At 68.0% G+C, this 16,683-nt stretch carries 13 protein-coding genes and 4 pseudogenes; 4 read left to right on the top strand and 13 right to left on the bottom strand.

Features of this window, described 5'->3' with window-relative positions:
- Positions 1 to 28: 28 nt before the first annotated feature.
- The 4 genes from OG456_RS34085 to OG456_RS34100 form a co-directional block, all read right to left on the bottom strand.
- The gene (locus tag OG456_RS34085) at positions 29 to 244 is read right to left on the bottom strand and encodes an AraC family transcriptional regulator ligand-binding domain-containing protein (RefSeq protein WP_266567832.1); all 216 of its coding nucleotides are present in this window, start codon (positions 242 to 244) and stop codon (positions 29 to 31) included.
- A gap of 110 nt (positions 245 to 354) precedes the next feature.
- Positions 355 to 1,830, bottom strand: a complete 1,476-nt coding sequence (locus OG456_RS34090) for a class I adenylate-forming enzyme family protein (protein ID WP_266567834.1) — start codon at positions 1,828 to 1,830, stop codon at positions 355 to 357.
- Positions 1,831 to 1,894: 64 nt separating this feature from the next.
- A complete protein-coding gene (locus tag OG456_RS34095; protein ID WP_266567836.1) occupies positions 1,895 to 2,818 on the bottom strand; it encodes an alpha/beta hydrolase in 924 nt (307 codons plus the stop codon).
- Between the two features lie 7 nt (positions 2,819 to 2,825).
- Positions 2,826 to 3,794: an enoyl-CoA hydratase/isomerase family protein gene (locus tag OG456_RS34100; RefSeq protein ID WP_266567838.1), complete on the bottom strand. Its 969-nt coding sequence runs from the start codon at positions 3,792 to 3,794 to the stop codon at positions 2,826 to 2,828.
- A 264-nt stretch (positions 3,795 to 4,058) separates the two neighbouring features.
- Here OG456_RS34100 and OG456_RS34105 point away from each other — a divergent pair, with 264 nt between their 5' ends.
- The gene (locus OG456_RS34105; RefSeq protein WP_266567840.1) at positions 4,059 to 4,742 is read left to right on the top strand and encodes a TetR/AcrR family transcriptional regulator; all 684 of its coding nucleotides are present in this window, start codon (positions 4,059 to 4,061) and stop codon (positions 4,740 to 4,742) included.
- A 33-nt stretch (positions 4,743 to 4,775) separates the two neighbouring features.
- Here OG456_RS34105 and OG456_RS34110 read toward each other — a convergent pair whose 3' ends face one another.
- From OG456_RS34110 to OG456_RS34125, 4 genes and pseudogenes are all read right to left on the bottom strand, one after another.
- Positions 4,776 to 5,672, bottom strand: coding sequence for a short-chain dehydrogenase/reductase (locus OG456_RS34110; RefSeq protein WP_266567842.1), 897 nt, complete (start codon positions 5,670 to 5,672; stop codon positions 4,776 to 4,778).
- Between the two features lie 124 nt (positions 5,673 to 5,796).
- Positions 5,797 to 6,789, bottom strand: coding sequence for a GlxA family transcriptional regulator (locus tag OG456_RS34115; RefSeq protein ID WP_266567844.1), 993 nt, complete (start codon positions 6,787 to 6,789; stop codon positions 5,797 to 5,799).
- 174 nt (positions 6,790 to 6,963) lie between these two features.
- Complete coding sequence (locus OG456_RS34120; RefSeq protein WP_266567846.1) at positions 6,964 to 8,019, bottom strand: aldo/keto reductase; 1,056 nt, start codon at positions 8,017 to 8,019, stop codon at positions 6,964 to 6,966.
- A 19-nt stretch (positions 8,020 to 8,038) separates the two neighbouring features.
- Positions 8,039 to 8,379 (bottom strand): annotated as a pseudogene (locus tag OG456_RS34125) (hypothetical protein).
- 119 nt (positions 8,380 to 8,498) lie between these two features.
- On the opposite strand from OG456_RS34125, the pseudogene OG456_RS34130 reads away from it, so the two are divergent.
- From OG456_RS34130 to OG456_RS34140, 3 genes and pseudogenes are all read left to right on the top strand, one after another.
- Positions 8,499 to 8,636, top strand: a pseudogene (locus OG456_RS34130) (TetR family transcriptional regulator); the annotation flags it as partial.
- Between the two features lie 280 nt (positions 8,637 to 8,916).
- Positions 8,917 to 10,236 carry a transposase gene (locus OG456_RS34135; protein WP_266567848.1) on the top strand — a complete coding sequence of 440 codons (1,320 nt, stop codon included), beginning with the start codon at positions 8,917 to 8,919 and terminating at the stop codon, positions 10,234 to 10,236.
- Positions 10,237 to 10,282: 46 nt separating this feature from the next.
- Positions 10,283 to 10,708 (top strand): annotated as a pseudogene (locus OG456_RS34140) (TetR/AcrR family transcriptional regulator); the annotation flags it as partial.
- A gap of 89 nt (positions 10,709 to 10,797) precedes the next feature.
- Here OG456_RS34140 and OG456_RS34145 read toward each other — a convergent pair.
- The 5 genes and pseudogenes from OG456_RS34145 to OG456_RS34165 form a co-directional block, all read right to left on the bottom strand.
- Positions 10,798 to 11,246: pseudogene (locus tag OG456_RS34145) on the bottom strand (integrase); the annotation flags it as partial.
- Positions 11,247 to 11,742: 496 nt separating this feature from the next.
- Positions 11,743 to 12,717 carry an NmrA family NAD(P)-binding protein gene (locus OG456_RS34150; RefSeq protein WP_266567850.1) on the bottom strand — a complete coding sequence of 325 codons (975 nt, stop codon included), beginning with the start codon at positions 12,715 to 12,717 and terminating at the stop codon, positions 11,743 to 11,745.
- Between the two features lie 376 nt (positions 12,718 to 13,093).
- Positions 13,094 to 14,128: an alpha/beta fold hydrolase gene (locus tag OG456_RS34155; protein WP_266567852.1), complete on the bottom strand. Its 1,035-nt coding sequence runs from the start codon at positions 14,126 to 14,128 to the stop codon at positions 13,094 to 13,096.
- A 358-nt stretch (positions 14,129 to 14,486) separates the two neighbouring features.
- Positions 14,487 to 15,302 (bottom strand): oxidoreductase, encoded by an 816-nt coding sequence (locus OG456_RS34160; protein ID WP_266569520.1) that lies wholly within the window; start codon positions 15,300 to 15,302, stop codon positions 14,487 to 14,489.
- Between the two features lie 658 nt (positions 15,303 to 15,960).
- Positions 15,961 to 16,530, bottom strand: a complete 570-nt coding sequence (locus tag OG456_RS34165) for a TetR/AcrR family transcriptional regulator (RefSeq protein WP_266567854.1) — start codon at positions 16,528 to 16,530, stop codon at positions 15,961 to 15,963.
- Positions 16,531 to 16,683: the final 153 nt, after the last annotated feature.

The raw sequence follows: 16,683 nt of genomic DNA on the forward strand, positions 1-16,683 counted from the left end.
ACCGCCTCGCGCAGCCGTCGGCCCGACGTCAGGACGGCGGCAGTGGCGGGTTCCGAGGCGCTTGGTGCGAGCAGGCCGCGATCGGGCCCAGCATCTGGATGCCCTGCTTGCGCGCCAGTCGCATCCCGAAGTCGGGGCAGTCGAGCTCCTGCGCCGCGTCTCCGATCACGGCGGCCACCGAGGCGTACGGGAGGAACGTGTCGTAGTCACCCGCGGCCGGGGGCTCGATGCCGTGCGAGCGCACGGGCGTCGGGGTCGCCTCCGAAGCTGGACACCAGCTCGGCGACATTGAGAACCGCAAGACCCCGGATCAGGCGGCAGTAGTTGACACGGTCGCGGCGTCATCCGCGTCGATCACGACCTGGCAGAGGCCGCGGCGTGGGCAGCCCGCAACGAGGCCTTGTCGATTTTGCCGACCGCGTTCTTCGGGATGGCTTCCACCACGATGTACGAGGTGGGCCGCTTGTAGCCGGTGAGGCTGCCCGCGCAGAGTGCTGTGAGCGCCGTCGGATCGACGGTTACGCCCGGTCGTGGCTGGACGTAGGCGACGACCACTTCTCCCCACTTTTCGTCGGGTGCGCCGATGACGGCAGCCTCAAGCACCGACGGGTCGCCTGCGAGTACGTCCTCGATCTCCTTGGGGTAGATATTCTCGCCGCCTCGGATGATCATGTCTTTCGAGCGTCCGACCAGGGTCAGATAACCGTCGGCGTCGAGGTGGCCCACGTCTCCCGTGTGCAACCAGCCATCGACGATGACGCGGGCCGTTTCGCCCGGCCTGCCGAGATAGCCCCGCATGACATTGGCGCCCCGGACGACGACCTCACCGTCCATGCCGGGCGCCACCTCGACGCCGTCGGCGTCGACGATCCGGACCTCCTGTCCCGGGAAGGGAAGCCCCACGGTTCCGGCGCGGCGAGGGCCCGCGACGGGGTTGATGGTGGAGCCGCAGGTTCCTTCGGACAGCCCGTACCCCTCGATGAGCGGAAACCCGTACCGCGCCTCGAACCGGGTCAGCAACTCGGCGGAGGCAGGTGCCGCACCACAGACCGCGAACCGCAGGGACGACGTGTCGGGCTGCACATCCTCCGGGAGCGCCGCGAGCATGCTGTAGATCGTAGGCACGGCGCTGAAGAAGGTGGGGCGCTCCTGCTCGACGAGGTCGAAGAAGCTCTGGGGATCGAAGCGGCGGCCTGCGATGACGACACTGGCACCGGCGAGCAGCGGTGTCAGGATGCTGACCACGATGCCGTTGACGTGGAAAAGCGGCAGGATCAGCAGACAGCGGTCGGCCGGCCCGACCTCCAGCGACTCGCGCCCCATCTCCGCCATGGCGTCGATGTTGGCGTGGTCGAGCATCACGCCCTTCGGCACCCCGGTCGTGCCGCTGGTGTAGATGAGGAGAGCCAGCGCGGACGAGTTCAGATGCGGTGCTTGGTTCGGCTCTACTGCTTCTTCGGACAGTTCGCCGACGGCGAGCGTGGCCACGCTGTTCGCGACGACGGCCGCTTCGTTCTCAACCACCAGCAGGCGTGCTCCGGAGTCGTCGAGCTGTCGAACGACCTCGACATCGGTCATGCTCGGATTGACCGGCGTGATGGTGGCGCCGAGCCGCCAGGCGGCGAACAGCAGCAGTACGAACTCGACGCGGTTCGTCAGTTTGAGGGCCACGACATCACCGGGACCGATCCCGAGGTCCTTGAGGTGACGGGCCGCCGCTCGGACGCGGTGCAGGAGCTGAGCGTTGGTGAGCGACTGGCGGCCGTCCGCGACGGCGGACCCATGGGGGTTGAGATCGGCGCGGCGGTCGGGAAGAGAAGCGAAATTCATGGTGAGCGTACCTGTCTCGGGGTGATGCGATCTCGGTGTGCTGCGATCCGTTCGGTGGTCCGGGTCAGGGAGCCGACGTGGCGGGCGATGGGTTCAACTGGCGGGTGAGGAACTCGGTCTGGTCGCGTACCAGTTCCTCGAAGGTCTCGCCGGTGTAGAAGTCGAAGTGGCCGGCGCCGTACCTCTTGATCTCTCCCCGGGGCGCGGTGCGCGCGTAGCGGAGGGTCTGGGCGGGAGGTGTGACGGAGTCGGTGTCGCTGACACAGAAGAGGATCGGCATGGTGACCTTCTTCGCCGCACGCCCGGGACGGTAGGCGGCGATGGTGGGGATGACCCGTGCCGCCACCTCGTTGCGGAATGTCGTCCCCGGCGGCTGCAGCGCCTCGTATCCGGGCAGTGCGTCCGGAGCGTTCATGAGGGCCGGTGAACCGGGGGAGGCGGCGATGGGAACCATCGCGGGCGCCTTGCCGCGCACCCTGGTCGCCAGATCCCGGGCGAGCACAGGGGTCATCCTGAGCGAGGCGACCGGGCCCAGCGCCAGCGCGGAGGCGAGACCGTCGGTGAACGGGCACTGGGCCACGGCCGCGCGCAGTTCGGGATGGCGTGCGGCGACGGCGATGGCGTGACCGCCGCCGAAGGAACTGCCCCACACCGCGACGCGGGCGCGGTCGACGTCATGGCGGGACTTGACGTAGGCGATTGCGGCGTCCCAGTCGGCGAGTTGACGCTTGATCGACAGGAGCTGGCGGGGGTGGCCGCCGCTGTCGCCGAAGTGCCGGTAGGTGAAGGCGAGGGCGGCGATGCCGGCCTGTGCGAAACGTTCGGCGAAGGCGTCCAGCCGCATCTCGCGGGTGGCTCCGAGGCCGTGCCCGAGAATGACGCCGGGCGGGGAGGCGACACCTGTGGGGAGGTAGAGCCATCCGGCACAGCTGTTGTCGCCGGCGGGGAAGGTGACGTCGTGACGGGTGACGGACCGGGGAGTGGTCATCGCCGGCTCACCGCCCGTTCGTCGAGCGGCGCCCCGGCACACTGCCCGAGGCAAGCGCCTGTGCGTACGTTTTCGGGTTGTAGAGCGGGAGCTCGCCGGTGGCCTCGGTCGTCGCCGTGTAGTCGAGCATGAGTTCCTGACTCTCCGGTGACATGACGCGGGCGAAGAACTCGGTGCGCTCGACGTGCAGCCCTTCCGTCAGCGACATCGAGCCGCCGAAGTACACCGCCCTCTTGGCAGCCGCCACGGTCCCTTTGGAGCGGGCGCCGAGGTGCTCGGCGAGTTCGACCGCCCTTGTGACGACCTCGTCCTGCGGGACGACCTCGTCGACGGCCCCGTTGGCGAGTGCCTCCTCGGGCGTGAACGGCTTGCCCTCGAGGATGGCGACCAGTGACCTGTGGGTGCCGATCAGGCGGGTCAGGCGCTGGGTGCCGCCACCGCCCGGGATGATGCCGAGGAGGATCTCCGGCTGGCCGATGAAGAAGTCACCGTCCGCCATGACGCGCAGGTCGCAGGCCCAGGCGAATTCCGCGCCGAGGCCGAGCGCCGAACCGTTGAGGGCGGCGACGAAGACGACTCCGCTGGCGTTCATCCGCAGGAACGTGGCATGGAGGCGGTCGAGTTGGCCTGCGCCCCGCATCGGGGTCCTGTCCACTACTCGCCCGGGGACCCTTGCCCTGTCCACGCCTCTGGCCACACGTGCCACGGCGGAGGCGCCACGCCGGCCCACCGTGGGGCTGGCGGCGCCCTCTTCCTGCAGCCACCGGACCGCGGCATGGCTGACGAACCGCTCGGGATGCGCCCCGGTGAAGACGACGGCACGGATGCCCGGATCTCGGTCGACCCGGTCCACCAACTTGTCCAGCTGGTTGGCGATGTCGAGGCCGAACACCTGGTGCGGGCCGCCGTCGATGTGGACGATGAGGACGGCTCCGCGATCTTCGATCTCGAAATGGCCCTTGTCTTTGTATGGCATGGATTCTGCTCCCGTGCTGAGTTCATGGGGGAGTGGGAATTGCATGGGGGACAGCCACGGACGCGTGTCGCAGCGATGAGGTGGGGATCGCCCCGGCGGGCTCTGTCCGTGCAGGCGGCAGGAAACTGGGACAGCGCGTGATGGGGTGTCCAGGGACGAGCGCCTGTGTCCGAGTCGGCAAGTCACTCGTGATGTGTACTATTGCCGTGACTGGTTACATAACCAAGTTATTCAGTGCGTGTCAACGGTAAAGGCGTGAGAGACATGTCAGGGCGAGCGAGACTCGATGACGCGCCGGAGCGGCTGGTGCAGGCCGCAATCGGTCTGCTGGCCGAGCAGGGGCCTTCGGGCATCAAGGCGCGAACGGTGGCGACCGCGAGCGGACTCTCGACGATGGTGGTCTACAGCCACTTCGGCGGCGTCCCCGAGCTGATGCGAGCTGTTGCCGACCGTGGGTTCAAGGAGCTCGGCAGGGCGTTTGCCCAGGTCCCGGTGACGGAGGATCCGATCGCGGATCTCTTTGCCATGGCCCTGACCTGTCGTCGAGTGGCCCGCGAAAACCCTCACTTGTACGACCTGATGTTCGGGCTGTCCACTCGCGCCACCTACCGGCCGCTGTCGGACGCGGACCTTCGATTGAGTGGGCATTCGCCGGCGTTCCGAGAAGCCCACGCTCATATCGCCGCAGCCTGTGAACGCCTCGTGGGCTCCGGCAGGGTCGAGCGGCAGGAACCCGAGGCCATAGCTGCTCAGTTGTGGAGTGTGGTCCACGGCTACATCACCCTCGAGTTGGCCGAGCATTTCGTTGAGTTCGATGACGCGGTGGTGCAGGTGCTGCTGCCGTTGGGCGTGAATTTCTCTGTCGGCCTTGGCGACAGCCGGGAACGTGCTGAGGCCTCGCACGAGGCCGGCGCGCGCCTTTACGACTCGATCGTTCACGGCCAGTGAAAGCCGGGAGGCCGGCCGCTGCCCCATGCGCCACTAGGACGACCTGTTCTCCGCGGCGGGGGCATCGGCACCTGGCGTGATTTGGTCCTGCCTCCCCAGCGCCGCGACCTCCCGTTCGAGAGACGGAACCGCCCGGGCCGCGAAGCGCCTCGCCCAGGGCCATGCCAACGGCGAATTGAGCGCCGCCTTCGCCCAGTTGGCCACGACAACTGCGCGCGGGACATATACACGGCTGCGTCGGCGCGCGAGGCCGTTGACGACCGCAGCAGCCGCCCGGTCGGAGCTCGTGGTGACGTTGCCCGGATAGGGCAACCGTCGGCGCAGCGCCTGGAACGAGGGGAGGTCCGCCTCGGCGCCCCGGACGAGGTCCGTGTCGATCCAGGACGGGTGAACAAGGCCGACCGTGACCCCGAGGTGCGCCACTTCTTGGCGGTAGGTCAGGGCGAGCAGCTCGGTCGCGGCCTTGCTCGCGCCGTACGAGGACATGGCGGCCAGCGGCATGAAGGACAGCGCGGACGCCATGACCAGTACGTGGCCCCGGCTGCGCTCCAGGTGGGGTGTCGCGTACTTGAGGGTGCGGAAGACGCCGTTGAGGTTGATGTCCAGGACACGCTCGAACGACGCCTCGTCCGTCTGCCGCACTGTCCCGTAGGCCACAACGCCGGCATTGGCGACGACGAGGTCGATGCCTCCCATGACCTCCGCGGCGTCATCGATCGCCGACCGCAAAGCGGTGCCGTCGCGCACATCGGCCTCACGCCAGGAAGCGGTGGGGCCCAGATCATCGGCGAGGTCACGCAATCGATCGGGCTCAAGGCCGATCAGGGTCACACGAGCGCCTCGGGCGGCGGCCACGCGTGCCACCTTCTCGCCGATGCCACGTGCCGCTCCGGTGACAACCAGCCTTCTGCCCAGCAAGTCACGTTTCATAGCGGCAACATAACTTCGTTATTGGTGGAACACAAGACATCGCGCGCATGGGCTGCTGCCGTTGTACTGCTGGGTCTCATGACTGGACCCGCGTGCGCGGCCGGGGCGCTCCCAGACCGCCGTACTACGCGCTGCGCGCGGCGTGGGTGGCCTGGAAGGTGCGGCGGTAGGCGAGGGGGGAGACGCCGAGTTCGGTGCCCAGGTGCTGGCGGAGGGATGCGGGGGTGGCGAAGCCGACGTCGGCGGCGATCTGGTCGACGGTGAGGTGGCTGGATTCGAGCAAGTGGCGTGCGCGGTCGAGACGTTGCTTGATGAGCCACTGCCGCGGCGGGAGTCCGGCTTCGTCGCGGAAGCGGCGGGTGAAGGTGCGCAGGCTCATGTGGGCGTGTTCGGCCAGCTGCGGGAGCGTGAGCTGTTCGTCGAGGTGCTCGAGGGCCCACTGGCGGGTTGCGGAGGTGGAGGCGCCGGGGTCGTCGGGGACGGGGCGCTCGATGTACTGGGCCTGGCCGCCGTCGCGATAGGGCGGGGCGACGCAGCGGCGTGCGGCGTGGTTGGCGAGTTCGGTGCCTTGGTCGTTTCGGATCAGGTGCAGACACAGGTCGACGCCGGAGGCTGCCCCGGCGGAGGTGAGTAGATCCCCGTCGTCGACGAACAAAACGCCTTCATCGAGGCGGATGTGCGGATACCAGCTGATGAACAGGGGCGCGCATTCCCAGTGTGTGGTCGCGGTGCGCCGGTCGAGCAACTCGGCGGCGGCGAGGACGAAGGCGCCGGTACAGATGGAGGCGATGCGGGTGCCGGGCCGGGTGCGGGCCAGGGCGGCGGCGACATCGTCGGGCAGTTCGCGGGTGAGGCGGGTGGGGTCCACGGGAGCGGTGATCACCGTATCGGCCAATCCCAGTGCCTCGGGGCCGTGTTCCGGGGAGACCGAGAAGCCGGCGTTGGTCTCGACCGGGCCACCGTCCACCGATGCGACGACGACCGTGTAGCGGCGGTCGGTGGCGCCCAGGTGGCGAACGGTGAGAGCGACCGGATGGTCCCGAGTCGCAACACACTCGACCTCGCCGCACGGCTGCCGCAAAGCGAACTCGTCCCCCTCTACCCGGATGCCGGGCACGGTGGGATCTTTCAGTACCACGACGTGTTCGTGGCAAGGGCGCTCGACTTCCTCGAACCACAGCCGGCTCCCTGACCGCCGATGGCTCCGCTGTCCGCAACGTCCAACTGGGCAAGCGCGCAAGGGGGTGGCTCCGATCCCTTCCGCAGGGATCGGAGCCACCCCTTTCGCGCGTCAGGCCACCGGCGTGGCCGGGGCGATGACGCGGCTGGCGTCGCCGCCCTGGATCCCGCCCAGAGACTTGGCGATCCCCTCGTGAGGAACTCCGAGCGGGACCGCGCTGACTTCGGACAGGCGGGTGAACTGCTCGGGGGTCAGCTGGACGTCCAGAGCGCTCAGGTAGCTGTCGAGTTGGGTGACGTTGCGCGGCCCGATGATCGGGACGAGCGAGGTCGCGGCCCGGGCAGCGCGCTCCCGCACCCAGGCCACCGACAGCTGGGCAGGCGTCACGCCGGTCTCCTCGGAGAGGGCCAGGACGGTGTCGACGACGGCGGTTTTCTGGTCGGTGCTCTCGGTGTGGATGACCACCCCCAGATCGCTGAGGCGTCCCTCGGTGCTGCGGCGGTACTTGCCGGTGAGCAGTCCGCCGCCGAGCGGGGACCACAGCGCGGCGCCGAGCCCGAGGCTCTCGGCCATCGGCAGGAGTTCGCGGTCGGCGGTCCGCTCGACGAGGCTGTACTCGTGCTGGATGCCCACGATGGGAGCCCAGTTCTTGAGGTCGGCCAGGGTCACGGCGCGTGAGACGCGCCAGGCGGGGAAGTTGGACAGGGCCGCGTGGTGGATCTTGCCGGAGCTCACCAGGTCGTCGAGTCCGCGCAGGATCTCCTCGATGGGGGTGAGCTCGTCGGGGAAGTGCAGCCACAGTAGGTCGATGTAGTCAGTACCCAGGCGCTTCAGGCTGGCCTCGACCGAGGCGACCATGTTCTTGCGGCTGTTGCCCGTCTTGGAAATGCTCGGCTGCGGCGTGGCTCCGAGGGTGAACTTGGTCGCCAGGACGAAGTGGTCCCGGTCGGCGGAGATGAACTTTCCCGTCAGCTCCTCCGACTCGCCGAACTGATAGGTCTCCGCGGTGTCCAGGAAGGTGCCGCCCGCTTCCGCGAACCCGTCGAAGATACGGCGCGCCTCGTCCGGCTCGGCGCCGGCACCCCAGCCGGTGCCGAAGTTGGCCGTGCCGAGCGCGTACTCGGACACGCGCAGTCCTGTCTTGTGTCCGAAGGTCGTGTAACGCATCAGGTCTCCTCAGTGTTGCTCAAATATTGGTGGGGGAGGGGCAGATGGTGGCGCCGAGAGGTCGGCGACACGCCGCGTTCGGTGCGGTGGCCAGGTTCTGCCTGACGTACCGGCTGGCATCGTCGGCGAGGATCTCGGGCAGGCCCTGCTCGATGCCGGCCAGGGCCTGGGCCGCCACATCGGCGGGGTCGGCCTTTCCCCGGGCGGGGACGGCGGCCATGTCGGTGTCCACCCAGACCGTCTCGGGACGGCGCGCCGCCGCGTGCACCTTCGCTCCGCGCCCACAAGCTGGGTGGCCAGCTGGCGTCCCAGCCCTCGGTTGGCACCGGTAACCACTGAGAGCGCGTCCTTGAGTTCCATTGCCTGCTCCCAGTGCCTGCGCACGGCCCCGGCGATCGGATCCACAAGTTAGATTGTGATCGCAATCTAAAAGCAGTCTAGAATAGATGGTGACCGAAATCCAAATGGGGAGGTGGCCGATGGGCCGCGTATCGCAGGCGCAGGAGAACCGCGAGCGGATCGTGGACACGGCCTCGCGGCTGTTCCGTGAGCAGGGCACACACGTCAGCGTCGCCGACCTCATGAAGGCCGCCGGCCTGACCCACGGCGGCTTCTACCTTTTGATCTTGGCCAGTGCTCCGGCGTTTACGCCGGGGGTGAAGGCCATCTCAGGACTGCTCTGACCGCGGGTGAGCACGGGTCGGCACTGTTCACCCCGGCCTACAGGGTGCTTCTGGTTCTCCGCGCTTCAGCATCTTGTCGCTGAACCTGCGTCGGTATTTGGTGACGGACACCAAGTGGGCGTGCAGGTTGTTGATGGCGTGTCGGCCGGTTCTGACGTTGGGCTTCGGCTTCCATCGCGTGGTGGCATGGATCACCGGTAGTATGGTGATCGTCGTGGGTGAACTCGGTTGGGAGAAGCGGCAGTTCGGGCACCGTGCCCGACTGGCACTGTCCCCTGCCGGGAGTCTCCTTATCGATGAGCAGGCGCATGCGGCCCGCGCGGTGTGGAACTGCTTGCATGCGTGGTGGCAGATGATGCCGAAGGAGAAGCGGACTCTGGCGAACGCGGACGCTGCGATACGCCAGGCCCGCAGAGAGGTCGATTTCCTCGCCGTTCTTCCTGCGCAGGCCGCGCAGGCGGTCCTCAAGACGTACTTCCAGGCCTGGAAGAACTGCTGGGACGGCCGCGCCAGCGCTCCGAACTTCAAGGGCCGGTTCCGGTCCGTGATGAGCGTGGACATCCCGCAGGGCCGTGACCTCCAGATCAAGCGAGTACACCGCCGCTGGGGCATGGCCAACCTTCCCAAGGCCGGCCGTGTCCGCTTTCGCTGGACCAAAGACCTCCCGGTGGGCAACAAGGCGAACGCCGAGACCCGGATCACCGGGGCACGGCTGGTCAAAGACGGACTCGGATGGCACATCGCCTTCCGTGTGCAGAGTCTCGAAGCCAGGCCCGCATCCCACCCGGGGGCACAGGTCGGAATCGACGCCGGGGTGAACCTGCCCCTGGCCCTGTCGGACGGCAACCACCAGGACCACGGGCGTGCGCCTCGCCTCCCGGATGGCAGCGCGGACCGTGACAAGTGGCTGACCACCATGGAAAAGAGCAAGCTCCTGCGCCTGGAGCGGCGGGCCGCCCGGCGTAAGGCGCACCGCAAGCCGGGCGAGCGCACGAGCCGGCGCCTGCACCGCACCTATGACCAGATCCGGGGGTTGCGCGCAAAAGCCACGCGCCGGCACCAGGACTGGCAGCACAAGACGACCACCCGCCTCGCCCGGACGTACGGCGTGATGGTGGTCGAAGCACTCACCATCACGAACATGGTCAGGTCCGCTCGGGGCACTATCGCCGAGCCGGGGACAGGCGTCGCCCGGAAGGCCGGACTCAACCGCTCCATCAGCCAGGAGGCGTGGGGCAGGACGGTCACGATGCTGACGTACAAGGCCGGCCGGTACGGCGGCACCCTGCACAAGGTGCCCGCCCCGCACACCTCCCGACGCTGCTCGGCCTGTGGCTTCATCACGCCCGGCAGCCGACAGGACCAGGCCACGTTCGTATGCAAGAACCCCAACTGCGGATGGTCGGGCAACGCTGACCACAACGCGGCTCGCAACATCTTGCACCTGTACCGGACGGGCCACGCGCTCATCCCGGCTGCCGGGAGGGCAGTCGTCAGGCGCACCCGCGGCGTCAAGCCCGCCACCGCAAGGTAGACGGGAATCTCCTTCCTGAGCTTGCGAAGGGAGGAGAGCACTTCAAAAACGGTTCGACTCCAAAGAAGCGCTCATCGACGAAGCCACCACCCACGCCTTCGACGAACTGACCGTACGCTGGACAGTCACACTCGAGCGCCACGCGGGGCGTGAAGAAGCCGCCCGGCAAGCGCTGATCGATGCCTACCTCTCCGTCGAGCACCGCGACAACGCGGCGGATGGCTGCCCGGTCGCCGGACTTGCCGCCGACATGGCGCGCGGAACCGGTGAGCGTGAGTCCCACCGCGCCTACGCGGAGGGCGTCCGTGGCTTCGCTGATCGGCTGGCCGCTGACAATGACGGGGACGTGGAGGGCATCACCCGGTTGTGCACGATGCTCGGGGCGCTCGTCCTGGCCCGGGCCACGAAGGACTTCCCGCTCTCCGAGGAGATCCTCGCCACGGCGCGTGCGGCCTTGGCGGCGAGCGACTGACCGGGATGTGCTCGATGGGATGGAAGCACTGCCTGGGTGAGTGACGGCCGTGTTCGTCGGCGCTTGCGGTTTTTGGTGTTCATGAGGAAGTTGCGGGCGGCCTGGGTGGTCCCTGGGCTGGTGGGGTGTGCGGTGACGCCGAGCAGGTGGGCGCGGCGGGTGCCGTGTTCGAGCCTGACCAGGGCGTAGGTGCGTTTGAGGTGGATGGTGTCGACGTGCAGGAAGTCGACGGCGACGATGTGCTCGGCCTGGGCTTGGAGGAGCTGCCTCCAGGTCGGTCCGGTACGACGTGGGGCGGGGTCGATGCCGGCCCGGTTGAGGATGTGCCACACGGTGGGGCAGCGATCTTGTGGCCGAGGCGGGTGAGTTCGCCGTGGGTGTGCCGGTGTCCCCGTGCCGGGTTATCGGCGGCCACGCGCAGGACCAGGGCTTTGACTGCGGCGGGCGTGGGCGGGCGTCCGGGTCGGCGCCGCTGGGTGTAGTCCCACTTCTTCGCGACGGGTTTGCGGTGCCATGCCGGCAGCGTGGCCGGGGTCATCGGGAAGACCTGGGCGCAGCGGTGGCGCGGTGTCAGGTGCGAGAGCGTGGCGAACCACAGGCGGTCGGCTGGTTCGCATGCGCCTCGTGGACGACACCGGAGGCGACCCCTTCGACGCCGGGGTGCTCGCCGACTCCTGGCGCCAGCAACCGATGGGCCCCGCCGCCTACTGCAGGCGTGTGGGTCTCCAGGCAGCTGGGACGGCCCGTGGTCAAGACGTGGAACGCCGCCTTGGCCGGCACTCAGCAGACGAAGGGCGTTCCGGCGGGGTGAACCGCGCCGCCCACCGCTGACGTGTCGGCGGTGCGGGAGTCTGGTGGACGACCGCTTCAGCGCCAGGTGGCTTCCTGACGCCGGTGCGATCCCCCCAGCTCACAGGCCACGCCGCAGGCAGCTCGGCGACGTACTTCGGCCACCTCGGGATCCACCCCACCGGACTCCTCGGGCTGAGGACTCCGGCGGGGCAGTGTGGTGCTGCTCCGGACCGCTCAGTGGTTCATGCGGACGCCAGCTTCCGGATGCGCGGATGGTTCTCCAGCGCCCACCGCACGGTCTTCGGCGGGCGCCCGAGCAGGGTTTCCAGTTGGTCGGTGATGCCGCGGTAGCCCCCGCCGCCCATCAGCCGGGTGAGGGTCTTGAGGTGCTCCGCAGTGTGCGGCAGCGCAGCCAGGGCGCTGTCCACGTAGGTCTCGTTCCAGGTTTCGACGTCTTCGGGAATGTACGTGACCGGGCGTCCCAGCACGGCAGCGTAGTCTTCCGCGAACCCGTGCATGTCCTTCAGTTCCGGACCGGTGAGGTCGTAGGACTTCGAGATGTGCGGAGCCGGGTCGACCAGGATCTTCACGCACAGCTCCGCTACGTCAAAACCCGTGATGGGCGCGAGCTGCTGGTGGCCGAAGGGCAGGCGCAGTTCACCGTTGCTCAGCGGCTCCAGCGCCAGCCAGGTCAGGATGGGGTTCTCGACGAACATGGCCGCCCGTACGTTGACGGTCGGAACGCCGGACCAGTCCAGCACCTGCTCGGCGATCCAGTGGGCCCGTTGCTGCGGCGACCAGTTGGCGATGAGTCCACCGAGCCACGCACGCCGTTCCTCCTCCGGCGCGGTCATCTTGTCGAAGGTCATGAACGACTGCTCGTACTCGGAGATGTTGACGAAGACCTCGATGTCGCCCTGAGCCCGTGCCGCTGCGGCCATCAGGCTGACGGCGTCGGTGTAGTACGGCGACAGGCTCATGCTGAAGTAGATGCGCCGGACGCCCTTCAGCGCGGCGGTCACGTCGGCGATGTTGAGCAGGTCACCGACGAAGACCTCGGCGCCGGCCTGGCGGAGAGAGTGCGCGCGTTCGTCGTCCTGCCGCACGAACGCGCGCACCGGGTGCCCTTGTTCAAGCAGCATGTCGACCATGGTTCGGCTCACACCACCGATTTCGCCGGCAGCACCGGTGATCAGGATGGGATTGTGCTCTGACATTTGTGCGTCCTCTGTCTGGTTGGGGTGAGTCAGCTGTTCAGAAAGCCCAGGACACGGTCGGCGACCGTCTTGGGCTGCTTGAGGTGCGAGGAGTGCCGTGCATGGGGCACGGTGGTCCGCTGGAAGCAGTTCTTGAACTGGCTTCCATGCCGTCGCTCAGTGCGGCAACAGGCCAGGGTTTCGATCAGGACTCCTGGTCCGCGGAGGACTTCCCTGAGCGCCGAATGATCCGCGTCCGGGCAGCTCGTGGCCGGGTGGCCCTTCCCGCCGGAGCCGGTCGATGAAGGCGAAGTCATTGAGCTCGATGGCTGCTTCCGCGTGAGCTGTGGGCTCTGCTCCAGCCGGACGGTGCCGGCCAGGCGGATTCTGCGAAGTGTCATCGGGGTGCCGAGCCGTCGATGCGGGCGAGGAAGTTGATGAGTGCGCCGTTGACCTCGGCGGGACGCTCCTGCTGTGTCCAGTGCCCGCAGCCCGGCAGCACCACCGGGCCGTGCAGTTGAGGCGCGACAGCAGTCAGCGGGTTGTCCGACCCGCCCTGGCCACGCAACATTTCGCTCAGCGAGGGGCCCCCGTCCGGGCCGCGCAGTGCGGTGACCATATCGCGGTCTCCCACCACGTACAGCGCGGGGACGTCGATCCTGCGCCCCCGGAAAGGAGCGAGCAGTTCGTTGTTGCGCTCGATGTTCCGGTACCAGTTGAAGGCCCCGGTGAAGGCATGCTCGCCGTGCAGGGCAAAGTCCTCGGCGTACGCCTGAATGTCCTCCTCCGTCAGCCAGGCCGGGAGAGCGGGCGACTCCGGCATGGTGTCCAGGAGGCCCAGACCCTCGGGTATGACCAACGGGCGGGGCTCCCTGCCGAGCGGGTTGTCGCCCGAGGCACCGACCAGGATGCGGCGGAAGGAGTCCGGGATGTCCTTGGCGAACTCCGCGTCGGCGACTCCCGGCTGCTGGAAGTAGACCTGGTAGAAACCCTCGCCGTACTGGGTGCGGGTGATCGATGGCGGGACCATCCCGCCGGGCAGAATCGGCGGAATACTGAGCCCGGCCACCGCGCGGACCTTGTCCGGGCGCAGCATCGCCGCGGTCCAGGCAATGGGTGCACCCCAGTCGTGACCCACGACGACCGCCTGCTCCTCCCCGAGCTCCTCGATCAGGGCGATAACGTCGCCGACGAGGTGCAGCAGGGTGTACGAGGCGACGTCCGACGGCTGTTCGCTGCGGGCATAGCCACGCTGGTCGGGGGCGACAACTCGGTATCCGGCCGCCGCCAGCGCCCCGAACTGGTGACGCCAGGAGTACCAGCTCTCCGGCCAGCCGTGCAGCAGCAGGACCAGCGGCCCCTGCCCCTGCTCGGCGATGTGCAGCCGGACCCCGTTCACGTCGACGAAGCGGTGGGTGAGCGAACTTTCCACGAGGATGTCCCTTAAATCGGAGAGTGCGTGTTGCGGGAAACCGCCCGGCGGGCAACTCGCCGTAGCCGCCGGCGGCCAGGCAGTCCAGGGCTTGCACGAGCCCGGTGATGCCGCTCACGACCCCGTCGAGGTCGGTGCGGTGACGGGCGCATCAGCGTACGGCGGCCTTCATGGGCATCTGCTTGACCTACGGCAGTCGGCTCAGGAACACCAGCCACAGTCCCGCCAGCCCAGTAGGCGTCCAGGCGCAGCACGGTGCTGTCACTCATCTCCGCCGGAATGTCGAACTCGAGCTGGACCTCTGTCATGTGCCGCTCCATGCGCGGCTTCTTCTTGCGGGTCCGATGGAGCGCGGGCGTCAGCCAGCCAGCCGGTTGAGCTTGCGGATCTGCTTGTCGAAGGCGCGGGCGGGAGCGACGCGGTGCAGGATGCGAGCGCGTCCGGCCAAAGGGCCGGCGGCATAGCGCACCTTCGGGTTCGCGTCGGTCGCTGCCGCGACGATCACCTTGGCGACGAGGGCGGGATCGTCGCCGTCCCTGATCGACTCCGCCATCACGCGGTCGACGGTGTGCCGCTGTTTTGCGTAGACCTCCAGAGGTGTGTCGGGCTTCGCGCTGTTGGCCTCGAATCCGGTCCTGCTGTAGGCGGGTTGGACGAGGAGCGCCCGGACGCCCTGGTCGCGGATCTCATGGTCCAGTGACTCGGTGTAGCCCTCGATCGCGTGCTTGGAGGCGGCGTAGGCGGCCATGTACGGCTGGGGCAGGAATCCGAGTACGGACGAGAGGTTAATGATGCGCCCGCGCCCCTGGGCGCGCATGTGCGGCAGGACCTCATTCACCATGCGCATGACCCCGAAGACGTTGGTGTCGAAGACGCCCTGGGCCTGCGCGATGGAGGTTTCCTCGGCCGCGCCCATCGAGCCGATGCCGGCATTGTTCACCAGGACGTCAATCCGTCCGAACCTCTCGATCACCTGCCGGATCGCGGTGCTGACCGAGGCATCACTGGCCACGTCGAGGTCGAGGAACGTCACACCACTGAGCGGCGTGACGCGTGAGGTGTCGCGGCTTGTGCCGACCACGTCGAAACCCGCTGCGACCAGCGCGAGCGCGGTTTCCTTCCCGATACCGGATGACGCACCCGTCACGAGTGCCACCGGCCGGTTTGTCGCCATCATGGATTCCTTACTCGGTGAGAAACTGATCGGTTTCCCTCACCGTAAACCGATCGGTTTCCATCCGCAAGTTCAAGCGTCAATCCGATCCGGGCCGCGTCACCGTCTGCGCTGAGGTCGATTCCGTCATCAGAGGGTCGGCGTTCGGCTGTCGGGGCCGGTCACGTCCGCCCATACGCTGGGAGCCGCGCGGCGCGGGTGCTTCGCGGTACCTGCGGCGTCACGCTCAAGGCGGGGCGGGTTGTCGTGTGCGCAACAACCCGGAGGTCCGTCTCAGGGCGGTCGGCATTTTGTGGTGTTGAAACGAGAGCCCGGTCTTTGCGGGCCTGCTTCCCTTCGGGTGGCTTGCCGCCCGAAGGGAACCGGCCAGCGCCTGCCAAGATGACGGCGTGGCCAGGATGGGCGATCCGGCGACGGACGGCACCGCCCCAACATCACCAGAGTGATGGTGCTGGGCATCGGACCGTGCAGGCGAATCGTGGTGACCGAGGGCGTGAGGAAACCCGCCGCCCCGTCCCGGAGCGTGCACACGATGCACGTTGCCGGACAGGGACAACGAGAACGCGGGGGACCAGCGCATCCAAAACCGTTCGGGATGCGCGCAGTTCCGGGACGTGAGTACAACGCTCACTCCCGGACACTGTTTAGGAACGGTGCGTCAGTGCATGTCTGCCGCGTCGAGCAGGGTGGCCACAGTGGGGGCGATGAGCCCGGTCAGGTTGTCGGCCTGGATTCCCGCGCGGGCGCTGGCGCCGTCGAAGACCAGGCTGAGCTGCCGGGCCAGCAGGTCGGGGTCGCTCGCGCCACCCTGTTCGGCCTCCGAACGGAAAAAGGCCGTCAGGTTCGCCTTGACCTCGTGGGCCACCCGGCTCGCAGGGTGGCTCTGATCCTTGAGCTCGATCTGCACAGCCAGGTACCGGCAGCCTCGGAACTCGGGCGCACCCGCCTGTGATTCCACCTGCTCGAAGACGTGCAGGATCCGCTCGCGGGGTGAACGGTCATCGTCCGACCCGGGCAGGAGCCCGGCTACGAAGGCAAAGGCACGCTCCTTCAGGCTTGCTGCCAGCAGTTCGTCCTTGCTCTCGAACAGCTGGTACATGGAGCGCTTCGACACTCCCGCCGCCTTGCACAGCGCCTCGACACCGATGCCGACACCGTCTCGGTAGGTGAGTGTGGCCGCTGCCTCCAGCAGCCGCTCTCTGGGGCTGGGCTTCACTTCGGTGGTCATGCCGCGAGGTTAACTCGAATCGGTCGAAATGAAAACCGATCGGTTTCTAGGGGATGCCGGGGCGATGTCCGGTGCCGGGCGGACACCTGAAGTCCGCTCAGAGGCTCGGCGACGGACTTGGGGGGAGGGGCCGTCGCCGAGCCCTGATGGTGT

It is taken from the genome of Streptomyces sp. NBC_01446 (assembly GCF_026340095.1).
Taxonomy (GTDB): Bacteria; Actinomycetota; Actinomycetes; order Streptomycetales; family Streptomycetaceae; genus Streptomyces; species Streptomyces aureus.

What these genes read in the sequence shown, in the direction of transcription:
- OG456_RS34095 (WP_266567836.1), bottom strand. Translation starts at nt 2,818, where the DNA reads ATGACCACTCCCCGGTCCGTCACCCGTCACGACGTCACCTTCCCCGCC.
- OG456_RS34090 (WP_266567834.1), bottom strand. Translation starts at nt 1,830, where the DNA reads ATGAATTTCGCTTCTCTTCCCGACCGCCGCGCCGATCTCAACCCCCAT.
- OG456_RS34165 (WP_266567854.1), bottom strand. Translation starts at nt 16,530, where the DNA reads ATGACCACCGAAGTGAAGCCCAGCCCCAGAGAGCGGCTGCTGGAGGCA.
- OG456_RS34110 (WP_266567842.1), bottom strand. Translation starts at nt 5,672, where the DNA reads ATGAAACGTGACTTGCTGGGCAGAAGGCTGGTTGTCACCGGAGCGGCA.
- OG456_RS34150 (WP_266567850.1), bottom strand. Translation starts at nt 12,717, where the DNA reads ATGTCAGAGCACAATCCCATCCTGATCACCGGTGCTGCCGGCGAAATC.
- OG456_RS34105 (WP_266567840.1), top strand. Translation starts at nt 4,059, where the DNA reads ATGTCAGGGCGAGCGAGACTCGATGACGCGCCGGAGCGGCTGGTGCAG.
- OG456_RS34160 (WP_266569520.1), bottom strand. Translation starts at nt 15,302, where the DNA reads ATGGCGACAAACCGGCCGGTGGCACTCGTGACGGGTGCGTCATCCGGT.
- OG456_RS34120 (WP_266567846.1), bottom strand. Translation starts at nt 8,019, where the DNA reads ATGCGTTACACGACCTTCGGACACAAGACAGGACTGCGCGTGTCCGAG.
- OG456_RS34100 (WP_266567838.1), bottom strand. Translation starts at nt 3,794, where the DNA reads ATGCCATACAAAGACAAGGGCCATTTCGAGATCGAAGATCGCGGAGCC.